Origin of the sequence: Fibrobacter sp. UWB7 (assembly GCF_900142945.1) — a bacterium.
Classification (GTDB): domain Bacteria; phylum Fibrobacterota; class Fibrobacteria; order Fibrobacterales; family Fibrobacteraceae; genus Fibrobacter.
This window is the reverse complement of the sequence record NZ_FRCO01000002.1, coordinates 239,458-258,255: the sequence shown is the minus strand read 5'-3', so window position 1 is coordinate 258,255 and position 18,798 is coordinate 239,458. Positions and strand designations below refer to the sequence as shown.

At 48.6% G+C, this 18,798-nt stretch carries 16 protein-coding genes; 5 read left to right on the top strand and 11 right to left on the bottom strand.

Annotated features, from left to right (window positions below; genetic code table 11):
* Positions 1 to 8: 8 nt before the first annotated feature.
* The 11 genes from BUC30_RS16305 to BUC30_RS06560 form a co-directional block, all read right to left on the bottom strand.
* On the bottom strand, positions 9 to 449 hold the full coding sequence (locus tag BUC30_RS16305) for a rhodanese-like domain-containing protein (protein WP_073424114.1): 441 nt from the start codon (positions 447 to 449) through the stop codon (positions 9 to 11).
* Positions 450 to 555: 106 nt separating this feature from the next.
* Complete coding sequence (locus BUC30_RS06605) at positions 556 to 1,725, bottom strand: alpha/beta hydrolase (RefSeq protein ID WP_244536523.1); 1,170 nt, start codon at positions 1,723 to 1,725, stop codon at positions 556 to 558.
* Between the two features lie 35 nt (positions 1,726 to 1,760).
* Positions 1,761 to 3,509: a 1-deoxy-D-xylulose-5-phosphate synthase gene (locus BUC30_RS06600; protein ID WP_073424113.1), complete on the bottom strand. Its 1,749-nt coding sequence runs from the start codon at positions 3,507 to 3,509 to the stop codon at positions 1,761 to 1,763.
* 128 nt (positions 3,510 to 3,637) lie between these two features.
* Positions 3,638 to 3,904, bottom strand: coding sequence for a hypothetical protein (locus BUC30_RS06595; RefSeq protein ID WP_139260800.1), 267 nt, complete (start codon positions 3,902 to 3,904; stop codon positions 3,638 to 3,640).
* A 111-nt stretch (positions 3,905 to 4,015) separates the two neighbouring features.
* Positions 4,016 to 5,062, bottom strand: coding sequence for a hypothetical protein (locus BUC30_RS06590; RefSeq protein WP_073424111.1), 1,047 nt, complete (start codon positions 5,060 to 5,062; stop codon positions 4,016 to 4,018).
* Positions 5,063 to 5,250: 188 nt separating this feature from the next.
* On the bottom strand, positions 5,251 to 6,144 hold the full coding sequence (locus BUC30_RS06585; RefSeq protein ID WP_073424110.1) for a DMT family transporter: 894 nt from the start codon (positions 6,142 to 6,144) through the stop codon (positions 5,251 to 5,253).
* Positions 6,145 to 6,296: 152 nt separating this feature from the next.
* Complete coding sequence (gene smc / locus BUC30_RS06580; protein WP_073424109.1) at positions 6,297 to 9,851, bottom strand: chromosome segregation protein SMC; 3,555 nt, start codon at positions 9,849 to 9,851, stop codon at positions 6,297 to 6,299.
* Positions 9,852 to 9,973: 122 nt separating this feature from the next.
* On the bottom strand, positions 9,974 to 10,495 hold the full coding sequence (locus BUC30_RS06575) for a hypothetical protein (RefSeq protein ID WP_073424108.1): 522 nt from the start codon (positions 10,493 to 10,495) through the stop codon (positions 9,974 to 9,976).
* The gene (locus BUC30_RS06570) at positions 10,495 to 11,724 is read right to left on the bottom strand and encodes a hypothetical protein (RefSeq protein WP_073424107.1); all 1,230 of its coding nucleotides are present in this window, start codon (positions 11,722 to 11,724) and stop codon (positions 10,495 to 10,497) included. Before BUC30_RS06570 ends, BUC30_RS06575 begins: the two co-directional genes overlap by 1 nt.
* A 2-nt stretch (positions 11,725 to 11,726) precedes the next feature.
* Complete coding sequence (locus BUC30_RS06565; protein ID WP_073424106.1) at positions 11,727 to 13,145, bottom strand: MBOAT family O-acyltransferase; 1,419 nt, start codon at positions 13,143 to 13,145, stop codon at positions 11,727 to 11,729.
* A gap of 3 nt (positions 13,146 to 13,148) precedes the next feature.
* Positions 13,149 to 13,550, bottom strand: a complete 402-nt coding sequence (locus tag BUC30_RS06560) for a hypothetical protein (RefSeq protein WP_073424105.1) — start codon at positions 13,548 to 13,550, stop codon at positions 13,149 to 13,151.
* Between the two features lie 402 nt (positions 13,551 to 13,952).
* Between BUC30_RS06560 and ilvB the strand changes: the two genes are divergently transcribed.
* The 5 genes from ilvB (at position 13,953) to BUC30_RS06535 (ending at position 18,790) form a co-directional block, all read left to right on the top strand.
* Positions 13,953 to 15,671, top strand: a complete 1,719-nt coding sequence (gene ilvB / locus BUC30_RS06555) for a biosynthetic-type acetolactate synthase large subunit (protein ID WP_014547308.1) — start codon at positions 13,953 to 13,955, stop codon at positions 15,669 to 15,671.
* Between the two features lie 15 nt (positions 15,672 to 15,686).
* A complete protein-coding gene (ilvN, locus tag BUC30_RS06550; protein WP_014547307.1) occupies positions 15,687 to 16,181 on the top strand; it encodes an acetolactate synthase small subunit in 495 nt (164 codons plus the stop codon).
* A 225-nt stretch (positions 16,182 to 16,406) separates the two neighbouring features.
* Positions 16,407 to 16,976: a hypothetical protein gene (locus tag BUC30_RS06545; protein ID WP_073424104.1), complete on the top strand. Its 570-nt coding sequence runs from the start codon at positions 16,407 to 16,409 to the stop codon at positions 16,974 to 16,976.
* Between the two features lie 24 nt (positions 16,977 to 17,000).
* Positions 17,001 to 17,702: a hypothetical protein gene (locus BUC30_RS06540; RefSeq protein WP_073424103.1), complete on the top strand. Its 702-nt coding sequence runs from the start codon at positions 17,001 to 17,003 to the stop codon at positions 17,700 to 17,702.
* Positions 17,699 to 18,790, top strand: a complete 1,092-nt coding sequence (locus BUC30_RS06535; protein ID WP_073424102.1) for a radical SAM protein — start codon at positions 17,699 to 17,701, stop codon at positions 18,788 to 18,790. The genes BUC30_RS06540 and BUC30_RS06535 overlap by 4 nt, the downstream gene beginning before the upstream one ends.
* The last annotated feature ends 8 nt before the right edge of the window (positions 18,791 to 18,798 follow it).

Sequence of the window (18,798 nt, the reverse complement as noted above, 5' to 3'; positions counted from 1 at the left end):
CAAAAAAATTAGTTCTGCGGCGGGAGAGCGAGGATGCCACCTTCGACGTTGAACACACGGGTGTAACCGTTTTCAACGAGGAACTTGGAAGCGGCCATGCTGCGCTTGCCACTGCGGCAGTAAATCAACAAGTCCTTATCCTTCGGGAATTCGCTCAAGCGCTGCGGCATTTCCTGAAGCGGAATGTTGATAGCTGTTGCAGCAGCCATGCCCTTAGCCACTTCAGCCGGAGTACGCACGTCAATAAGGACAGCACCAGTCTTATGCATTTCAAAAGCCTTCTGCCAATCCACCGTTGTAATCGGAGCTACTTTCTGTTCAACAACAGCTGCGGCGGGCTGAACAGCCTCGACCTTTTTAGCAACAGCCTGCGGCTTCGGTTCTTCAGAAGAATTGCAAGCCGTCGTGAGCAACATGGCACAGAAAGAAATAGCCAATAATTTATTCATTTACGTACTCCTTGAAAATACAAAGTAAAAGATAACTGTTTTTTTAAGATCAAATAAAATATGCGCTTGATTCTTCACCCATTTGGGGTTCAGAATGACGTAATATTTAATCCTTCTTTACATGGGAATCAATAAAGCTAAATGCTTCTTGATATGCCTTGTCGCGAACATCCTTGCGAGAGAGGAACAAGTCGTGCAAGCCATCGGGAATTGTACGCGTCGTCACCTTTTCGCCCAAATTCGGAGCCCATTCCTGGATGTGATCCACATTCAGCACCCCATCACAATGCATGTAATCGTCCGTCCATTCATCGCCATCTTCAGAGCAATCGCCATGCATCACAAGCACCGGAGACTTAATATCAAGCTTGGAATGAACTCGCTTTTGACCATTCATAATCGCACGAAGCCAACCCAAAAATTGTTCCGGACGAGATTCACTCTTCAAATTTTCGTTGTATTCCCATTCGCCTTTTTCATGTTTCAAAAGGGAGTAGGCATAGTTGGGATTCCCCGTAGAACCGACAGAAAAATCCGGCAAGAAGATGGACAAGTCCGCAATAATGGGAAGCCCAATTTTACGCAGGAACCAATTAAAGTTCATATCCAAGAACGGGCTGTTGAGCACAAGTGCCGCAAAATGTTCATCACTACGGTCATTCACGTAAAGTGACGAAATCAAGCCACCTTGGGAATGCGCCACAATCACAAACGGAACGCGTTCCGCTTCCTCGTAATCATCCACGGCAATTTTTTTGCTGAGTTCTACAGCGACATCAAGCTCGGCATAAAATTCCTTGATATTACGCATGTCACCACGCGGTTCGCCATCCACATACGAGCGTCCGCAATAGTGCAAATCAATCGCAAAGAACGCAAAGCCCGCAGAGTCCGCCTTTTCAGCAAGTTCCTTCTGGAAGAAGTAATCGTTGTAGCCATGCACGTACAAAATGATACCACGCAAGCTCATGTTGTTCTGCAAATCTGCGCGCGGAGAACTCCCAAATGGATACTCAATCAACGTCGAGCGGAAAACTTCCTCGCTATCGGGGCTCGTTTCAATCGGGTAAACTTTAAAAGGCTCGCCGAGTTCCATGTCCACCTGCACTTTAGACAGGGACTTTTCAATAATATCGGGATCCACATCAATTTTTGACGTGCTATCCAACATCACATCGTGCAACGCTTCGGCATTCGCAAAATACACGTAAACCGCCGATGCGATAAAGAAAAGCACCAGCGGAATAATCATGACGATTATTTTAACTTTTTTCATGGCTACATAATACTAAAATTAGCGACGCTCGGTCATTACGATAGAAGCTGCATCACGTCTTTTGCGACCTGCGACGGATTCAAGTGATTTTTATCACAGAGATCCGCAAAGCTCACCTTGTCATAGAACTCTTTAGAAAGCCCGCGCACAAGCACCTTCGCACTTGTATCGCCAAGAGAGGTCGCGACCTTTTGGCCAAAACCACCCTCGATCACGCCATTTTCGAGCGTGACAAACACATCGTGAGTCTTTGCAAGTTCCAAAAGCAAGTCCTTATCCACACCGCTTGCATATCGCGGGTTCACAAGCGTTGCATCAATGCCTTCGCGACGCAGTTCAAGCGCCACAGCTGCGGCACGCTGGTAGAAATCGCCAAGACCAATCAATGCCACACGCTCGCCACGATGCACGACCTTAAACTTGTTGAGTCTGGAGTAATCCTTCTCGAAAATATCGCTGCGGTGATGTACAGCGTTCGGCACGCGAATCGCCACCGGATGTTCCGTCTGGTCAATCGCCCAATCCGCCATCGTCTTGAATTCTTCGACGCATGTCGGGCAAAGATAAACCAAATTTGGGATGTTCGAAAGCATCGGGATATCAAAGATGCAGAGGTGCGTCGTATCGTTCATGCCATCGGCACCAGACATCGTCACAAGAATCGTAGCGGGATTATTGTTCACGCACAAGTCCTGCGAAAGCTGGTCGTAGGTGCGTTGGATAAACGTGCCATGGGTACTGTAAATCGGCTTTGCGCCACCCTTTGCAAGCCCGGATGCAAGTGCTACCGCATGCTCTTCGGCAATGCCCACGTCAATATACTGCTTACCCGCCTCCTTACGGCGAGCCGCATGGAATCCAATTCCCGCCGGAACAGCCGAATGAATCACGACAACCTTCGGGTCACTCTTGATTTTTGCCATCAGGTAAAGGCCTAGAATTTCACCGTAATTTTCGCCACTGCCCCAGTTGATTTCGCCAGTTTCGATATTGAACGGAGCCGCCCAATGCCAGCCTTCGCGGTTCTGTTCGGCATAGGAATAGCCACGGCCTTTTTGCGTATGCAGATGCACTACGACCGGACGCGTCGAATTTTTCACGGACTTGAAAATTTCAATGAGCGAAGCGATATCATTACCTTGTTCAAGATACTTGTAATCAAAGCCAAGAGACTTAAAGTAATTGTTTTCAGACTTGCCCGCAGTCGCGCGGAGATCCGCCAAGGACTTGTAAAGCCCGCCGTGGTTTTCGGCAATGGACATTTCGTTATCGTTCACCACAACGATAAAATTCGTCGCATATTCGCCCGCGTTATCAAGACCTTCAAAAGCTTCGCCACCGCTCAAGGAACCGTCACCAATCACAGCAATCACATTGCCAGATTCACGCAGCACATCGCGAGCAGTCGCAAGGCCAAGCGCAAGGCTCACCGACGTAGAGGTATGCCCCACCATAAAGAAATCGTGTTCACTTTCAGTCGGTTCGCTATAGCCCGTCACATCGCCGTAATGCGATTCTTCCAAGAACGCCTGGGCGCGGCCCGTGAGCATTTTGTGGCTGTAGCTCTGGTGGCTCACGTCGTAAACAATCTTGTCCTTTGGAGAATCGAAAACGTAGTGGAGCGCAATCGTCCCTTCGACAAAGCCGAGGTTCGGCGCCACGTGACCGCCACGCTTAGAAAGCTTTTTAAGGAGTGCTGTGCGCATTTCGGCGGCAAGCTGTTCGAGACTCTTGATGTCCAACGCTTTCACGTCGGCAGGGGACTTGATTTTTTCTAGGAACATGAGACCTCATGATGCCCGTCAAGCGGGGATAATACATTGCGGTAGAAAAACTTTTAAAATAATATATACAAAAAACGCCCGCAAAAATTGAGATTTCCGCGGGATTTTGTTACATAAGTATGCAGAAGCTACAGCACGTAAAGCGCAAGAACAACAACTAGTGCAATAAACGGGAGCGCAAACAGCGCGAGGAATCGCAAGCAATAAAGAGCTACTTTCATATTCCAGAAGAAAAGCCGCCACCGCCCCTGCTTTGTCTTGCGGATTTCGGCCTGACAATCGGGGCAAATATTGCCGATTTTATTGCGATAACGGATGGCAAGGTTACTTTCCATCGGGGACATCCCCACCTTGTCATTAAATTCCTTTTTGCAAATTGAACATGTACTTAGCATGCTGCTAATATAACAATTTAGTTATTAGTCATTAGTCTTTAGTCAGTAGATTTAAGTTTGGCGCCAATGGCGCGGTTATAAAACCATTGACTATTAACCAATGACCAAAGTCTAAATTCCCTTAAAGAGCGTGGTTATTTCCAAGGAGTCGCTATTTCCTTTAAAATAATGTCCATCATAATACCTGTATTTCAATTTCCAAGTAATCAAGGTTTCTTTTTCTAAAGGTGCTTCAAGACTATTCCAAAGAAAGAACGGTTTTTTGTTATATGACGTGGGATAAGTCGTAAGCATTGATATTGGACGAAGAATATCTTGATAAATACAGATACGTGAAGAATCTACCGTCGTACATTTAGTATTATTCGATGCCCAGTCCGGCAACCCATCCACCGTAATGGTATATCCTGAGAACAAAGTATCTATTCCGAAGATTGGCTTTTGCGTATCGAGAGTGTCCAACGCTTTGCGGAATGTAGCCGTATCAAAAGCAGGCGCATTGATGGCAGGAACATAATCCGTCCATGCAGTTGGACCATAATTCAGAAACGTTGTATCACGGGCAATGGTTCGATATGTCGTATGGAAAGCATCGTGGAAAACAGTATCACGCACACAGCGATACCCCGGTTCAGAGCACAGTGGCTCATTCGTTATTAATCGAACAACAGCAACCTCGGCAGAACTCGTTGCAAGATTATCTGTCTGATTATACATGTAACAAATGCCAGCCTGCGAGCAATTAAACGTCTTTTCTACATCAGAAGAATCTAGATTGCAATAAATAGGCACGCTACCGCAAGGACCTGATACCCCGCTTTTTTCTGCAGTGAGACTGACAAGCGTATCGTTTTTTTCCGTATAACGATCAAAGTAAATAAAACTGGTGTACTTTTTATTGACTGTAATTACGGTATCATCGTAAACTGTGTCCTTATAAATATTCACGACACTACGGACAAAAATGGTATCGCACAAAACACGCAATGAGTCCAACAGTTCTTGCGTTTTAGTGTCCGACCATCCAATCGTACATTTGCCATCCGGAGTGTAACTTATCGGTTCCCGAAATGATTCCGGGCCAGATGTTGAGCTATTGCATGATGCGAACAGAGCCGCCACCGAAGAAAGCAAAAGAGTTTGGACTAAATTTTTCATGTAAATAAAACTATAAATCTGTTTACAGAAAAACGAGAGCAAAAATGCAAGAAAAACGGGAATAGACGTGGAAAACTACACCAAAAAAAGTCAGAATGTATTATATAGAACTTAGTTGTTTGTAATTGGACTCTAGTCAATAGTCATTAGTCAGTAGATTTTAGTTTGGCACCTACGGTGCGACTATTCTACTTTTTCACGGCCACAAGCATGGTAGAACCGAGAATCAAGGCGATACCCGCAATAATGCGAGTCGTTAGCGTTTCGTCGAATACAGTCACGCCAATGGTCACAGCGGTCACGGGTTCCAAAGCACCAAGAATTGCCGTGGGCGTGGAGCCGATGATTTTCACGGCCTTGACCATGAAGATGAGCGAGAGCACCGTCGGCACAAGGCCCAGCATAAAGCCCCAACCCCACGAACTTGCCTGCGTAAAAATCGGCGGAAATCCAGAGCCAAGCGTCACAGAATAAAGCAGCAAAAACACGAGGCAGAAGCAAATGGCGTAAAACGTCATTTTCACGGAGCCCATCTGGAGGTTCACACGATTCGCCATGACGATGTAAATGGCGTAAGTAAAAGACGAAATAAAGACCAACAGCCAACCGATGGAACTTACAGAAAAGCCTTTATCACCGTTGTACAAAAGCGAGACGCCCACCATCGAAACTGCAATAGACGCAATCACGCTCTTTTTCATTTTTTCTTTGAAAAATAGCGACATGATAACCGCCACTTCAAGCGGATACAAGAAAAGGAGCGTTGAGGCAAGACCTGCATCCATGTACTTGAACGAGGCGTAATACAACAGAGAACTGATTGCGAAAAAGAAGCCGAATGCCACGAGAATTTTGCATTCACGAACATTGATTTTAAAGCTCATTTTTTGCAACAGCATTATTGCAAAAAGAATAATCGCCCCCGTGAAAAAGCGATAAACAAGGACTGTTTCTGTCGAATAGCCTTGTGCATAAAGATGCAACGCGCCCAGCGGATTCGTGCCGTAGCAAATGGCGGACGCAGCCGCGAGAGCGAAACCTTTCAGAGAAGGCAGACGAGAGACGAAAGACGAGAGAATCATAAACTTTACTGGATCCTTCGACTACGATGCTACGCATCTTCGCTCAGGATGACACTGCCATCGTGAGCCACAAGCGGCACTGAGCAAATGTGCCGTGGTGACGAGAGCGAGGCGAAGAAGGAATTTTTCCATCAGCGATAGAGCCGAGCGGTCTATATAGCAAACTTAGTTGCGTCGGCGAGCTGCACGCTAGCGATGCGGGAAATACCCTTGATTTCCTGCGTCACACCGTAGAGCATATCGGCTTCGGCCATGGTACGCTTGTTATGCGTCACGACGATGAACAAGGTCTGCTTACTGAATTCACGGAGGAGCGCCATAAAGCGACCGACGTTAGCGTCATCAAGCGGACCGTCGACTTCGTCCAGCACGCAGTACGGAGACGGCTTTTCCATGTAAATAGCGAACAGGAGCGCCGTTGCAGTAAGCGCGTGTTCACCACCGGAAAGCGCCTTGATACCGCGCATTTTCTTGCCGGTCGGGCGGACGTTGATTTCGATATCGGCATCGAGAATGTCCATCGGCTTGCCCATTTCGTCCACGCGTTCCACGAGGTTCATCTTCGTTTCGCCATTGAGGAACAGCTTACTGAACACGAACTGGAAGTTCTTCTGGATGCGTGCAAACGTATCCAGGTAGCGCTGGCGGGCAATGTCGTCAAGCTTTGTGATAGTGCGGTCGAGCGATGCACGGGCGCGATCGAGGTCGTCGAACTGTTTTTCGACTTCTTCGAGGCGCTTCTTTTCGTCTTCGTAATCTTCCATCACGTTGATGTTAATCGGGCCCAGTTCCTTGATTTTGCCGCGGAGTTCACGGATTTCGCGGTCGGCTTCGGGCTGCGTGTATTCCACGCGTTCCACGTTTTCGGGATTGTCCAAATCGACAGTCCATTCGTTCGTGATGCGTTCACGGAGGCGGTCGAGATTATTCTGGAGGGATTCCTGACGACGGCCGACGTCATTCAGTTCCTTCATCTTTTCAATCATGTCATCGCGGAGGCGGTTGACTTCGTCGCGCCATCCTTCAAGGTCGCCGCTCACGAGGTCATAGCGTTCACGAGCAAGGTCGCGGTTGCGTTCCAGTTCACGGAGCGCATTATCCTTCACTTGCGCTTCGTCAGAGAGCTTGTTGCAATCCGTCTCAAACTTTTCAATAGAAACTGTATTCTTCTCGATTTCGTCACGGCGGTTGCGAATCGTATTGTCCAAGAACTCCATCTGGTCGGCAATAGCGACCACGCGGTTTTGGTTCTGCTTTAAGCGAGAAGTCTTGTCTTGCACACTGCGTTCGAGTTCGCGGACATCTTCTTCTTTTTCGCGAAGCATCGTCTCGTTTTCACCGAGCTGGTCCGAAATCGTCTGGTAGCGTTCTTCGACCTTTTCAACTTCGGTTTCGGCTTCGGCAAGTTCCGCATCGCTGTTCTTGGACTGCGCCGCCGCATCAATTCTGTTCTGCGCGTTCGTCACTTCGCCATTCAACTGGTTCAAGCGACGGGTGCAGTTTTCAACCGTATTTCTGTGGATGCGGATAGAAGCATCGCCACCACGCAGAGAATCGCGTTTTTCGCGGATTTCATCGACCAAAGACGAAAGCATTTGCGCGTCTTCTTCGGTCAATTCACGCAAGCGGTCCACATTTTCTTCACCGGCAGAAATATCGCCAAGGACCTTTTCCAAAAGCGCTTCGGCATCTGCAATTTCGTTCTTGCGGGAGAGTGCCCCCGACGTCGAAACGCCAAACGACACAAGGCCGCTTGTACGCACAATCGTATCGGCGGTGACAAAATTCAAGTTTTCGCCACGGTATTCCTTCGCCAAGTTGAGCGCAGTCTGCAAAGAATCTACAACAAAATAGCGCGAGAGGATTCCCGAGAGCCACGGAGAAACTTCATCATCCGTCTTGACAAAATCTTTAAGCGAACCGACAACGCCCGGATTGTTCACCGGCTTATCGTAAGCAGGAGCCGCACTCGAAACAAGCGACATGAGCACCTTGCCCACGTTTTCGCTCTTGAGCGCATCCACAATTTCGTTCACGGCACTGTCGCCATTTACGACAACAGAATCAAGAATTTCACCGAGAGCGGCTTCGACGCTCGATGCGTATTCCGGCGTAGCCTCGATACGTTCCGAAACAAGACCGCCAATGAGGTTCGCCTTGTTTTCCTTGAGGTAACGGTTGGCATCCGAGCCTTCGTTCATCACGCTCTGGAGCACGTCAATTCTAGACTGCAAGCGGGCTTCTTCGTTCTTGAGGCCCTGCAATTTTTGTTGCGCTTCGGTGAGTTCGGCACGTTCGGATTCCAAGCGTTCTTCACGCGTGGCGCGCTGTTCTTCGAGATTTTCAATTTCGCGATTCGTGTCTTCGATACCCGCCTGGATTTCGGCGATGTTCGCTTCGGCATCGGACTTCTGCTTGTCGAGGCCTTCGATTTCGGTCTGCCACTTCGCAATGTTCGACTGGAGCATGTTGACTTCAGCATCCATGCGTTCAAAGCGCCCGCGGAGGGAGTTCACGCGGTTTGTGGCCTGCAAACGAGCATTCGAAAGTTCACGGGACTGCGTACGCAAGTCATCGACCTTGTCGCGCATAACCTGGAGCGTTTCTCGTTCACGTTCCAAAAGCGCATTCAGCTCGTCCATGTCGTTTTCGCTACCGAGAACGGCAATTTCTTCTTCAAGGCGAGCTTTTTCTTCGGAGAGTTCCTGCGACTTCTGTTCGCTGCGTTCAATTTCGCCCTGAGCCTTTTCGTTCGAAGATTCAAGAGCGGCCATGGAATCGCGCAAACGCATGATGTTGTTGTTCAGGTCGTTTAAGGCAATCGTTGCCGCCTGGACATTGCGTTCCAAATCGCGGTAAGTATTTTCGTCTTCGCTAATCGCAAGCTTCTTTTCTTCAATCTTAGCCTGCAATTCCGTCGCCTGCGTCTTAGAAGATTCCACTTCGTGGTTCATGCGCTTGGTCGTAGAATCAAGCGTGGCCAAACCTTCCTTATAGTCCTCAAACTTGTCTAAGCTGACAGACAAATCGAGTTCGCGGAGGCGTGTATTTAATTTCTTGTAAGCATTGACCTTTTCGGCCTGAGTTTCATAGAGACGGACAGAACGGCGTACACTGCGCAAGTTGTCTTCGACACGTTCCATGTCCATCTGCACGCGTTCGAGCTGGCGGCGCGTTTCCTTGCGCTGCTGTTTATACTTGCTCACACCTGCGGCTTCTTCAAAGAGCACTCGGCGATCATCCGCCTTGTCCGAAAGAACCGCCTTGATCATGTCAGCGTTCATCTGCGAATACGTACTGGAACCAAGACCCGAGTCAAAGAGCAAGGCGTGAACATCACGCAAACGGCATTCCTGGTTATTGATGAGGTATTCGCCCGAACCATCGCGGTGCACACGGCGCGTCACAATGACTTCGGAATAATCAGAAGCAAGAGTGCCATCGCTGTTGTCGATGACAATAGAAACTTCGGCAAGACTCATAGCGGCACGTTCTTCGGTACCGCTAAAAATCACGTCTTGCATTTTGCCCATACGGAGTGCGGCTGCTTTCTGTTCACCGAGCACCCAGCGGATGGCGTCCGTAATATTGGACTTGCCACAGCCGTTCGGCCCAACGACAGCCGTAAGACCCTTCGTCGGGAAGTTAATTTCCGTCCTCTGCGCGAAGGATTTAAAACCAAAAATCTTTAACTTAGTTATCTGCACTGTAGCAAAAATTTAATAATTATTATCAGTCTCTAGTCTATAGTCATTAGTCAATAGTTGTTTATAATCGCGGCAACGCCGCCAAACTTTAAACCAAAAACTACTGACCAACAACTAATTACTTATTTCAACTTAAACGCCACATTCCCGTTTTCGTCTTGCGAGACTATGAGGTACTGACTGCCGCCTTCAAAGTCGAGCGTTAATTTGGCGTACGTAGCAATTTCTTCGCTACGACCATTTTTCTCACAATCATAACCAAGTTCTTCAATAACTTCAGATTCTGGCAAATTCGCGAAATTAGGAGCCACCTTTTCAGACTTTTTATCTGGATCCGTAATAAGAACAGCACATAACGAAAACCTTTTCTCAGTTTCGCCATTCCACTTGTCAAAACGCACGCGGACCTTAAACGTTCCAACCCAGTCTTCTTCGACGACCTTGCTCTTTTCGCCCGGTTCAATTGCATCGCGAATCCACGGCTGCACAGACGTTCCATCTTCAGAAATAATATCGAGTCCCAGAATCGTAACATCCGTCTTGTTTTCAACCTGGAGTCTCGTCGTCGTATCAATAAACACGTGGCTCATGCAAGCCGTCAGAGAAAACACTACCAGACAAAGGAACAAACGCAAGTATTTCATTAGTTACCTCCCTGAGTTGCAGAACCATCAACTTTTTCGTAGCGAATTCCCTTAGCCTCAATTACCTTATTGCCCTGAGCATCAACCTTCGTATTACCCAAATTTTGCTGTTCAGCACGAACCTTCATAAATTTATTCAAATCAAAGGTTTTATTCGACGTTTCCATCGGAGCCGCCTTCGCCGCCCCACGACCAAAGAACTTGCCTTCGAAAGCGCCCAAATCAATATGGAATTCGGCAATGAACGTTCCCTTCGCACGGAACATGTTGTCGTAATCAAAGGCAGAATTATAAGCCAAGCGAAGAATAAAGAAGTCAATGGCTCCACCCCAGAGCAATTCCCTGGAACCGCCAATTTCATTACGGCGCAAGCAAGAAGCCTCAAAGCCCATCAAACGCGAAGGATCCGGGAAATACTTCAACGTTGCCGAATGGAATCCACCCTTCGGGAAGTCATAAGACACATCGGCATAAACAGTTTGTTTGTAAAGATTCTGTTCCCAGTTCAAACGGACAAAGTTTTTATCGTCATCATTATCCTTACGGCGATAAACTGTAGCACTCAAATTCGGCAAATAAGTCTTGTACCCGCTTTTAGCGCCACCATAAAGTTCTCGCGATTCCAAATCCAAAGAGAATCGAAGCGTCTGGAAAGTATTGCGATAGAAACTTCCCTGGAAGCTCACATTCTTATAACGAGCGTGTCCCCAGTAGAACAACAGCGAATCGCTTTCGTCCGGATAAGCTCGCCAACCCGCCTTTTCAAGATTCTGGTGCTGCAAGCCCAATGCAACGGTTGCGTCAAGTTTCGTGTTCGTGTAAGAAAAGCCCCACGTGAGCACCGACGAAATATGGGCAAAATCGCCATAATGCGGGAAGAAGAAAAAGTCCTGAGAATCCCAACCGGCGCGTTCATACCAAGTCAAGAAACCCAAATGAGAAATCGAGTCCAGCACCCAGCTCCCGAAAATACCGTAATGGTGTCTAAAGGCAAAACCGTCGTGGACACCGAACTTGCTTTTGAGCTGCAACTGTTCAGACGAAGGCGTATAGGTATAGCCAATATCAATATAGCCCCCACGCCCACCGCGCATCACAAGTCCAATATCCTGGAGCTGTCGGTCACGCATCTGGAGACCGCCCTGAGTCAACGCTTCAGCGGGAATCGGGTCTGCAAAGGCAACCCCAGCCGCCATAGAAAGCAAGAGAAAGACTTTTTTTATTTTCATAACTAGAATTGGAAATAAAGGAACGGGTTGTAGCTCTGGGTAAAGAGCGCAAGCGTTGCCAAAATAAATAAACCAAGTGCAATGAGCGACTTTTTGAACGAAACGTCAATACACCAGTCGTAACTGCGGAACTTCCAGAACGAAAGCAGACCCGCCAGCAACATGAACACAATGCACGTCGGCGTGAAAATTTCAGCAGACAAAATCACGTCGGAAGCAGCCGTTGCGCCAAGCCCAATCATATTCTTCCACATGCGGACAGCATCGCCAATAGAATCTGCACGGAACAGCACCCAGCCAAAGAGCACTATCACCTGGGTCAGAAGGATTTGCACCACGCGAGGAGCCTTGTAGTACCAAGCGTTCTTGTTGTTTGCACGTTCGACAATCATGAAGAAGGCGTGGTAAAGACCCCAGCAGACAAACGTCCAGTTCGCGCCATGCCAAACGCCACTCACGAACATCACGAGGAAAAGGTTGAAGTACATGCGCCCCGTCGGCACGCGGTTGCCACCCAGCGGGATGTACAGGTAATCGCGGAACCAGCTCGTGAGGGAAATGTGCCAGCGCTTCCAGAAGTCCGTAATGCTAACAGAGCGGTACGGGCCGTTGAAGTTGCGCGGGAAATGGAACCCGAGCATAAGTCCAAGACCAATCGCCATATTAGAATACGCCGAGAAGTCAAAGTAAATCTGGAACATGTAGGCAAGCGAGCCCCACCAGCTGTTGATGACGCCCGGAGCATCGGCCGCAAAAACGCGGTCTGCGATAATACCCACCTGATTTGCAAGGAAGATTTTCTCGGTAAAGCCAAAGCAGAAGAACAGGATTCCACGCACAAAATTTTCGAGCGTATGCGTGCGTGTTTCAAGTTCTTCGGCAACCGTATTGTAACGCACTATCGGACCCGCCACAAGCTGCGGGAAAAGCGCCACATAACATGCGAAAGTCGCAAAGTTCTTGACCGGAGGTGCCGTACCACGCCACACGTCAATGGCGTAACTCATGGACTGGAACGAGTAGAACGAAATGCCCACCGGCAAAAGGACCGTCATAATCGAGAAAGGCTCACAGCCGAGCATGGTCGCAAAATCGTTCACGATCCCCATGCCGAACATGTAATACTTGAAGAACCCAAGCGCACCGAGGTTTACCGCAATCGCCGTGCCAAGCGCAAAATTACGCTGGAACTTGCTTGCGTCAGGAGCCGAGATGAACCGCCCAGCCACGTACACCACGAGCGTACAGCCGAACATGAGGAACACGAGCCATGGTTCGAGCCAGCCGTAAAAAACGTAACTGAAGATGGTAATGAACAAGTTCAGGAACGAATGCTTAGCCCCGAGCTTGAAGAGAACAAAGTAGCCAACCAAAAATGTCGGCAAGAAATAGAAAAGAAAAATCTGGGAAGAGAAAACCATTAATTACTCGTTCACTTCAATAGCCAAGTAGCGCGGGGATTCGTCGTCAAAGTATTCGTCTTCGACAGCACCGTCCCAGTTGCCTTCAAGCGGAATGAGTTTGAGCGTGTACTTAGACTTAGCCTTGAATTCGCCAACGTTGCCCTTGGACTTGTCTGCCATCTTGTCCTTGACCTTGCCACGGGCGATGAGCGGGTTATAAACGCCCACGAGAACTTCCTTGGCGTCGAGCTTGCCCGAGACCACCTTTTGGACCTTGTACTTAAATACATAGACATAGCTATATAAGTCATTGCTCGGCATTTTGCCCGGAATTTCGGTCAAACGCCCTTCAATGGTGATCGGGTCAGCGGCGAACACAAAGGCGGCCGCAAGAATCAGCGAGAGAAAAATCTTTTTAATCATAGAATTAAATTAGAAAATTTTATGCGGAGAGATTAGGTCGTTGGTCATTAGTCAATAGTTATTAGTTGTTGTCGTCGGATATTTGTGAAGGCAAATCAGTTTATGGAGATACTTTTCGCATACTAATCCATTTTTACGCATTATTTTGGACGTAAAATTTTAAAACAATCAACTTTTAATTCAAAAATCATCAATTTTTACTTTACCACAATTCATCAAATTCAAACTTTTAACAAAAATCATCAATTTTTACATTTTTCAGCATTCAAAAATTAAAATTTTTGCCAAAAATTTCAAAATTTTTCACAAAAGTCGGGTTTTACCTCTTGCCACCCTCAAAAAATACTCCTATATTTCAGCCCATCTAAATTTTCATCTACTCTTTAAAAGACAGGATAAATTATGGCAAATAAGACCTTAAGTGGTGCCGAAGTGATTATCGAATGCCTCAAGCGTGAAGGCGTTGATACAATTTTCGGCTATCCCGGTGGATCGGCCATTCCGATGTTCGATGCCATCCTCGACTCCAGCATCAAAGTTGTGCTCAGCCGTCATGAACAGGGCGCAACCCACATGGCTGACGGTTATGCCCGCCAGACCGGTAAGGTCGGTGTAGCTCTTGTCACTAGCGGTCCGGGTGCAACGAACACGTTTACAGGTATTTATACAGCTCTCATGGATTCTAGCCCTATCGTCGTGCTCACGGCGCAGACGACGACTCCGAACTTGGGCAAGGACGCTTTCCAGGAATGCGATACTAGCGGTATGACTTTTGCAACCGTGAAGCATTCTTACTTGGTGAAGGATACGAACGACCTCCCGCGCGTGATGAAGGAAGCATTCCACATTGCACGTTCAGGCCGTCCGGGCCCGGTGCTTATCGACCTCCCGAAGGACGTGACTGCAGGCCCCTGCACCGCTCCGTTCACGGATCAGATGGATCTTCCGGGTTATAAGATTCCGACCTACGCTTCTACCGAAAGCGTCGAAAAGGCCGCGGAATACCTCAAGAATTCCAAGAAGCCGCTTTTGCTCGTGGGCCACGGCGCCATGATTTCCGGCGCACACCGCCAGGTGAAGGAACTCGCCGAAAAGCTCGGCGCTCCGGTTTGCTGCACAATGCTTGGCCTCGGTGCATTCCCGACCGACCACGAACTTTCTCTCGGCATGCTCGGCATGCACGGTACAATTTACGCCAACAAGGCTGTCCTCGAATGCGACTTGATCCTTTCGATCGGTAGCCGTTGGGACGACCGCATTACCGGTAAGCTCAGCGAATTCTGCAAGAACGCCGTGAAGATGCACATTGACATCGACCCAGCCGAAGAAGGCAAGGTGTTGCAGCCGGATGTGTTCATGTGCGGTGACGCGAAGCTCGTCCTGGAACAGCTCCTCCCGATGGTGAACAAGCTTGATACCGCCGACTGGATCAAGACTTGCCAGACTTGGAAGAAGCGCTACCCGCTTACCTACGCCAAGCAGGGCGGCCTCCGTATGCAGCACATCGTTGCTACCGTGAGCGAACTTACGCAGGGCAAGGCTATTGTTACCACAGACGTGGGCCAGCACCAGATGTGGGTGGCACAGTTCTTCCACATCAACTATCCGCGTCAGCTCCACTCCAGCGGTGGCGCAGGCACGATGGGCTTTGGCTTCCCGGCTGCTATCGGTGCCGCATTCGGCAACGAAACCGGTTGGCCGGTTTGCAGCTTCAGCGGTGACGGTGGTTTCCAGATGACCGAAGCAGAACTTGCAACGGCCGCCATCCACAAGCTCCCCATCAAGATTTTCGTGATGGACAACAAGTACCTCGGCATGGTGCGCCAGTGGCAGGAACTCTTCTACGACCACCGCTACTCCAGCGTTGACATGAGAGGCAACCCGGACTTCGTGAAGCTCGCTGAAGCTTACGGCATCCCGGGGCTCCGTATCAAGCGTCCGGCCGATGCGGAACGCGTGATCCAGAAGGCTTTGGACTACAACGACGGCCCGATTCTCATCCACTGCGAATGCGAAAAGGAAGACAACGTGTTCCCGATGATTCCGGCAGGCGCTCCAATCACTAGCATGATCACCGAACAGCCGAAGACGCAGCTCGAAAAACCCACCGGATCGACGTAATAGGAGAATTAGAAAATGAAAGATATTGCACATTCTATTAGCTTGTTAGTGGCAAACCGCCCGGGCGTGCTCGTGCGTATTGCACTCGTGTTCTCCCGCCGTGGCTACAACATCGATTCTCTCGTCGTCTCCCCCACGCTCGACCCGAACTTCAGCCGCATGAACATCATCGCTCACGGCAATCCCGAAATCTTGATGCAGATCATCAAGCAGCTCGAGAAGCTCGTGGACGTGGTACAGGCCAAGGACCATACCGGTACGGACGCCGTGGAAAAGGAACTCGCACTTATCAAGGTCCGTTGCACTGCAGAACAGCGCACCGAAATCTTGCAGCTTTGCGACCATTTCCACGCCAACACGGTGGATATGACGATGACGTCCATGATTATCCAGATTACGGGCAACAGCCAGAAGGTCGATACCCTCAAGAGCTTGTTGCAGAAGTTCGAAATCGTGGAATACATCCGCACGGGCAAGGTCATCATGCTCCGCGGTGAAGATAAGACGTAGTTCGCGACTTCGTCGCAGTTACTAGTTATTAGTTAATAGTTACTAGTTAAGAGAACTTAATTACAAAAGACGCTCGGGAAACCGGGCGTTTTTCTTTTGCCCCCTCTATATGCAACGGATGCAACAAAAACGTACGGGCGAAAATATTAAAACAAGCTAAAAGTGGTCTTTATACTCCAAAACAAACTATATTAAAGCGGAGTGTTATGGTTGAAGGAGATTTTTATGAAAATCGAGAAGAAGAAAGTTACCGGAAATTCACGTTTGTCGAATGCATCCAAGGCAGGCGTTGCCTCAATGCTTGGCATGTCCGCAATTATGATGAGTGGTTGTACAGGCGATGCTGAAAGTGGTCAGGTTATCGGCCCTGTTGAACCAGACAACAACAATCCAAACAGCAGCGACGCCTCCGAAAGCCCCGAAATACAATCAAGTTCTTCTGTAGCAGATATTCCGCTAAGCCACGAACGCCTCAGCAGCGAAGCCATCGAAGCGCTTTCTTCTTCTTCCGTACAAACGCCAAGCAGCTCTTCTGTTGCACCAATTCAAAGCAGTTCGTCAGAAGAAATCGTCAGCAGCTCATCCGAAAGTTCTAGCAGCACATTTGTCGAAAAGCCCCGCAGTTCGTCGAGCGTCAAGGAAGAATCTAGCAGTTCCACAGAAGTCGTCCCACCATGGCCAAGAGATTGCAACAAAATTGATTCTATGGGCGTAAACGTCATTATGTGCCATGACGACGATGACTTTCCGCTAGTGAGCATGGTTTCGACATACGAGATGTTCGACAACGCATAAAATTTGCAAGCGCTGGGTGTAACCATGAAAATTGAGAAGAAGAAAGTCGTCAAAAACTCAAAATTGAGCCATTTTACCAAAACTACAGTCGCAGCTGCACTCGGAATTGCGGCATCCATCGGTGCAACAGCTTGCGACGACAGTGTATCGGCAAATAGCGGAGACCATCCCAAGCAGCAGCCAGAGAACGAACCGACATGCGGACAGGCGGCATGCGGAGAACAATACGGCAGTTCCAGCTATACCGACATTTCTTCAAGCGGAGAACATCTCAGCAGCGAAGCCATCGAAGCACTATCCTCTGCAATGCAGCCATTGAGTAGCAGCTCCATGGTGTACCCGCCGCCGGAATCGGGTTCCCCGATGGTCATGTCTTCTGAACGTCTCAGCAGTTCTTCCGTCGAAAAACCTAGCAGTTCGTCTTACGAGCCGCCTCCAGAAGCAGGCATTCTCCCGCCGTACGAAGAATCCTCTTCAAGCGAAACGCTGTCAAGCAGTTCCATAGAAGAGCCCGAACCTCTCGCAGGCGACCCCATTATTACAGAAAGCAGCTCGAGCGAAAGTACGCCAAGCACACAGTCCAGCAGCAGCAAAACAGCAATCCCTGCCACTCAAACCACACCTGCCATAGATACGCTCAACCCTCGCATACACATCTGCGATGATGGCTCGTGTATGATATTCAGCATGGTCACCACGTTCGAGCAAGACGACATTCAAGCATGAATTTAGTCCTTTGCCTTACAGAACAATGTAATTTACGTTGTACCTACTGCTATTACAAGGAATCGCAAGCAGACCGCAAAACGGTCATGGACGACGCGACTCTCGAGCAGGCGATTAAAATTGCGCTAGACCGCACGATTTTCTTTAGGCAATCGTACTTGAACATCACGTTCTTTGGGGGTGAGCCGCTTTTGCGAAGAGATGCCATTTATAAAGGTGTCGAATTCGCAAAGGCGGTTGTCGATGACGCGATGGACAATGGCAAAATTTCTAAAAAATTCAGGTTGCAATTTGCAGTCAACACGAACGGTACACTGTTCGATGATGAATTTTTTGACTTTTGCGAGCGTGAAAAATTCCGCATTTACCTTTCACTCGATGGGCCAGAATACCATCACGATATCGCCCGCCGCACAGTCAGCAATACAGGTAGTTTCAAGGCTATCGAAAAGCACATTCCGCGATTCGTAAAACTCGGAGCAATTGCATTAAGCACCGTTACGCGCGCCCATGTCAACACGCTTTTCGAGAGCGTTAAGTGGTTGCACGAACAGGGATTCCAGAGCCTTACTACAAGTGTCGATTTTGACGGCAAATGGAGCGGCGAAGATTTTGACAAGCTCGCCTTGCAATACCAGAAAATGGCAGAATATTGGAGGGCATGTCGCGAAAAGGGTGACAAGTTCTTCCTCGGCACAATTCATGACAAAATAAAAATAGCGCTTATCAATTCGCGATACAGGCTTTATTCGTGCCATGTGTACAATGGAGCCATCGGTGTCGCAACGAATGGAAATATGTTCCCTTGCACACGGTTCATCACCTCAAACCCAAACACCCACTATGTGCAGGGGAACGTTTTCACCGGCTTTGACGAGACGGCTTGCGACAAGATTCGAGAATTTTTGGACAACGACAAAAAAGAATGCGAGGGGTGCGATATTCGCTACCGCTGCTGTGCACATGAGTGCGCCTGCACGAGCTATTACACGACGGGGACAATAGAAGGAGTGTCTCCCGAAGTGTGCACGCACGAAAGAATGCTCGCAGAAATCTGCGATACATTGCTAGAAAAAATGGCGGTGTAGAATATTCT

What these genes read in the sequence shown, in the direction of transcription:
- BUC30_RS06570 (WP_073424107.1), bottom strand. Translation starts at nt 11,724, where the DNA reads ATGAAAATAAAAAAAGTCTTTCTCTTGCTTTCTATGGCGGCTGGGGTT.
- BUC30_RS06575 (WP_073424108.1), bottom strand. Translation starts at nt 10,495, where the DNA reads ATGAAATACTTGCGTTTGTTCCTTTGTCTGGTAGTGTTTTCTCTGACG.
- ilvB (WP_014547308.1), top strand. Translation starts at nt 13,953, where the DNA reads ATGGCAAATAAGACCTTAAGTGGTGCCGAAGTGATTATCGAATGCCTC.
- BUC30_RS06540 (WP_073424103.1), top strand. Translation starts at nt 17,001, where the DNA reads ATGAAAATTGAGAAGAAGAAAGTCGTCAAAAACTCAAAATTGAGCCAT.
- BUC30_RS06600 (WP_073424113.1), bottom strand. Translation starts at nt 3,509, where the DNA reads ATGTTCCTAGAAAAAATCAAGTCCCCTGCCGACGTGAAAGCGTTGGAC.
- BUC30_RS06560 (WP_073424105.1), bottom strand. Translation starts at nt 13,550, where the DNA reads ATGATTAAAAAGATTTTTCTCTCGCTGATTCTTGCGGCCGCCTTTGTG.
- BUC30_RS06595 (WP_139260800.1), bottom strand. Translation starts at nt 3,904, where the DNA reads ATGCTAAGTACATGTTCAATTTGCAAAAAGGAATTTAATGACAAGGTG.
- BUC30_RS06565 (WP_073424106.1), bottom strand. Translation starts at nt 13,145, where the DNA reads ATGGTTTTCTCTTCCCAGATTTTTCTTTTCTATTTCTTGCCGACATTT.
- BUC30_RS06585 (WP_073424110.1), bottom strand. Translation starts at nt 6,144, where the DNA reads ATGATTCTCTCGTCTTTCGTCTCTCGTCTGCCTTCTCTGAAAGGTTTC.
- BUC30_RS16305 (WP_073424114.1), bottom strand. Translation starts at nt 449, where the DNA reads ATGAATAAATTATTGGCTATTTCTTTCTGTGCCATGTTGCTCACGACG.
- BUC30_RS06605 (WP_244536523.1), bottom strand. Translation starts at nt 1,725, where the DNA reads ATGAAAAAAGTTAAAATAATCGTCATGATTATTCCGCTGGTGCTTTTC.
- BUC30_RS06590 (WP_073424111.1), bottom strand. Translation starts at nt 5,062, where the DNA reads ATGAAAAATTTAGTCCAAACTCTTTTGCTTTCTTCGGTGGCGGCTCTG.
- BUC30_RS06535 (WP_073424102.1), top strand. Translation starts at nt 17,699, where the DNA reads ATGAATTTAGTCCTTTGCCTTACAGAACAATGTAATTTACGTTGTACC.
- ilvN (WP_014547307.1), top strand. Translation starts at nt 15,687, where the DNA reads ATGAAAGATATTGCACATTCTATTAGCTTGTTAGTGGCAAACCGCCCG.
- BUC30_RS06545 (WP_073424104.1), top strand. Translation starts at nt 16,407, where the DNA reads ATGAAAATCGAGAAGAAGAAAGTTACCGGAAATTCACGTTTGTCGAAT.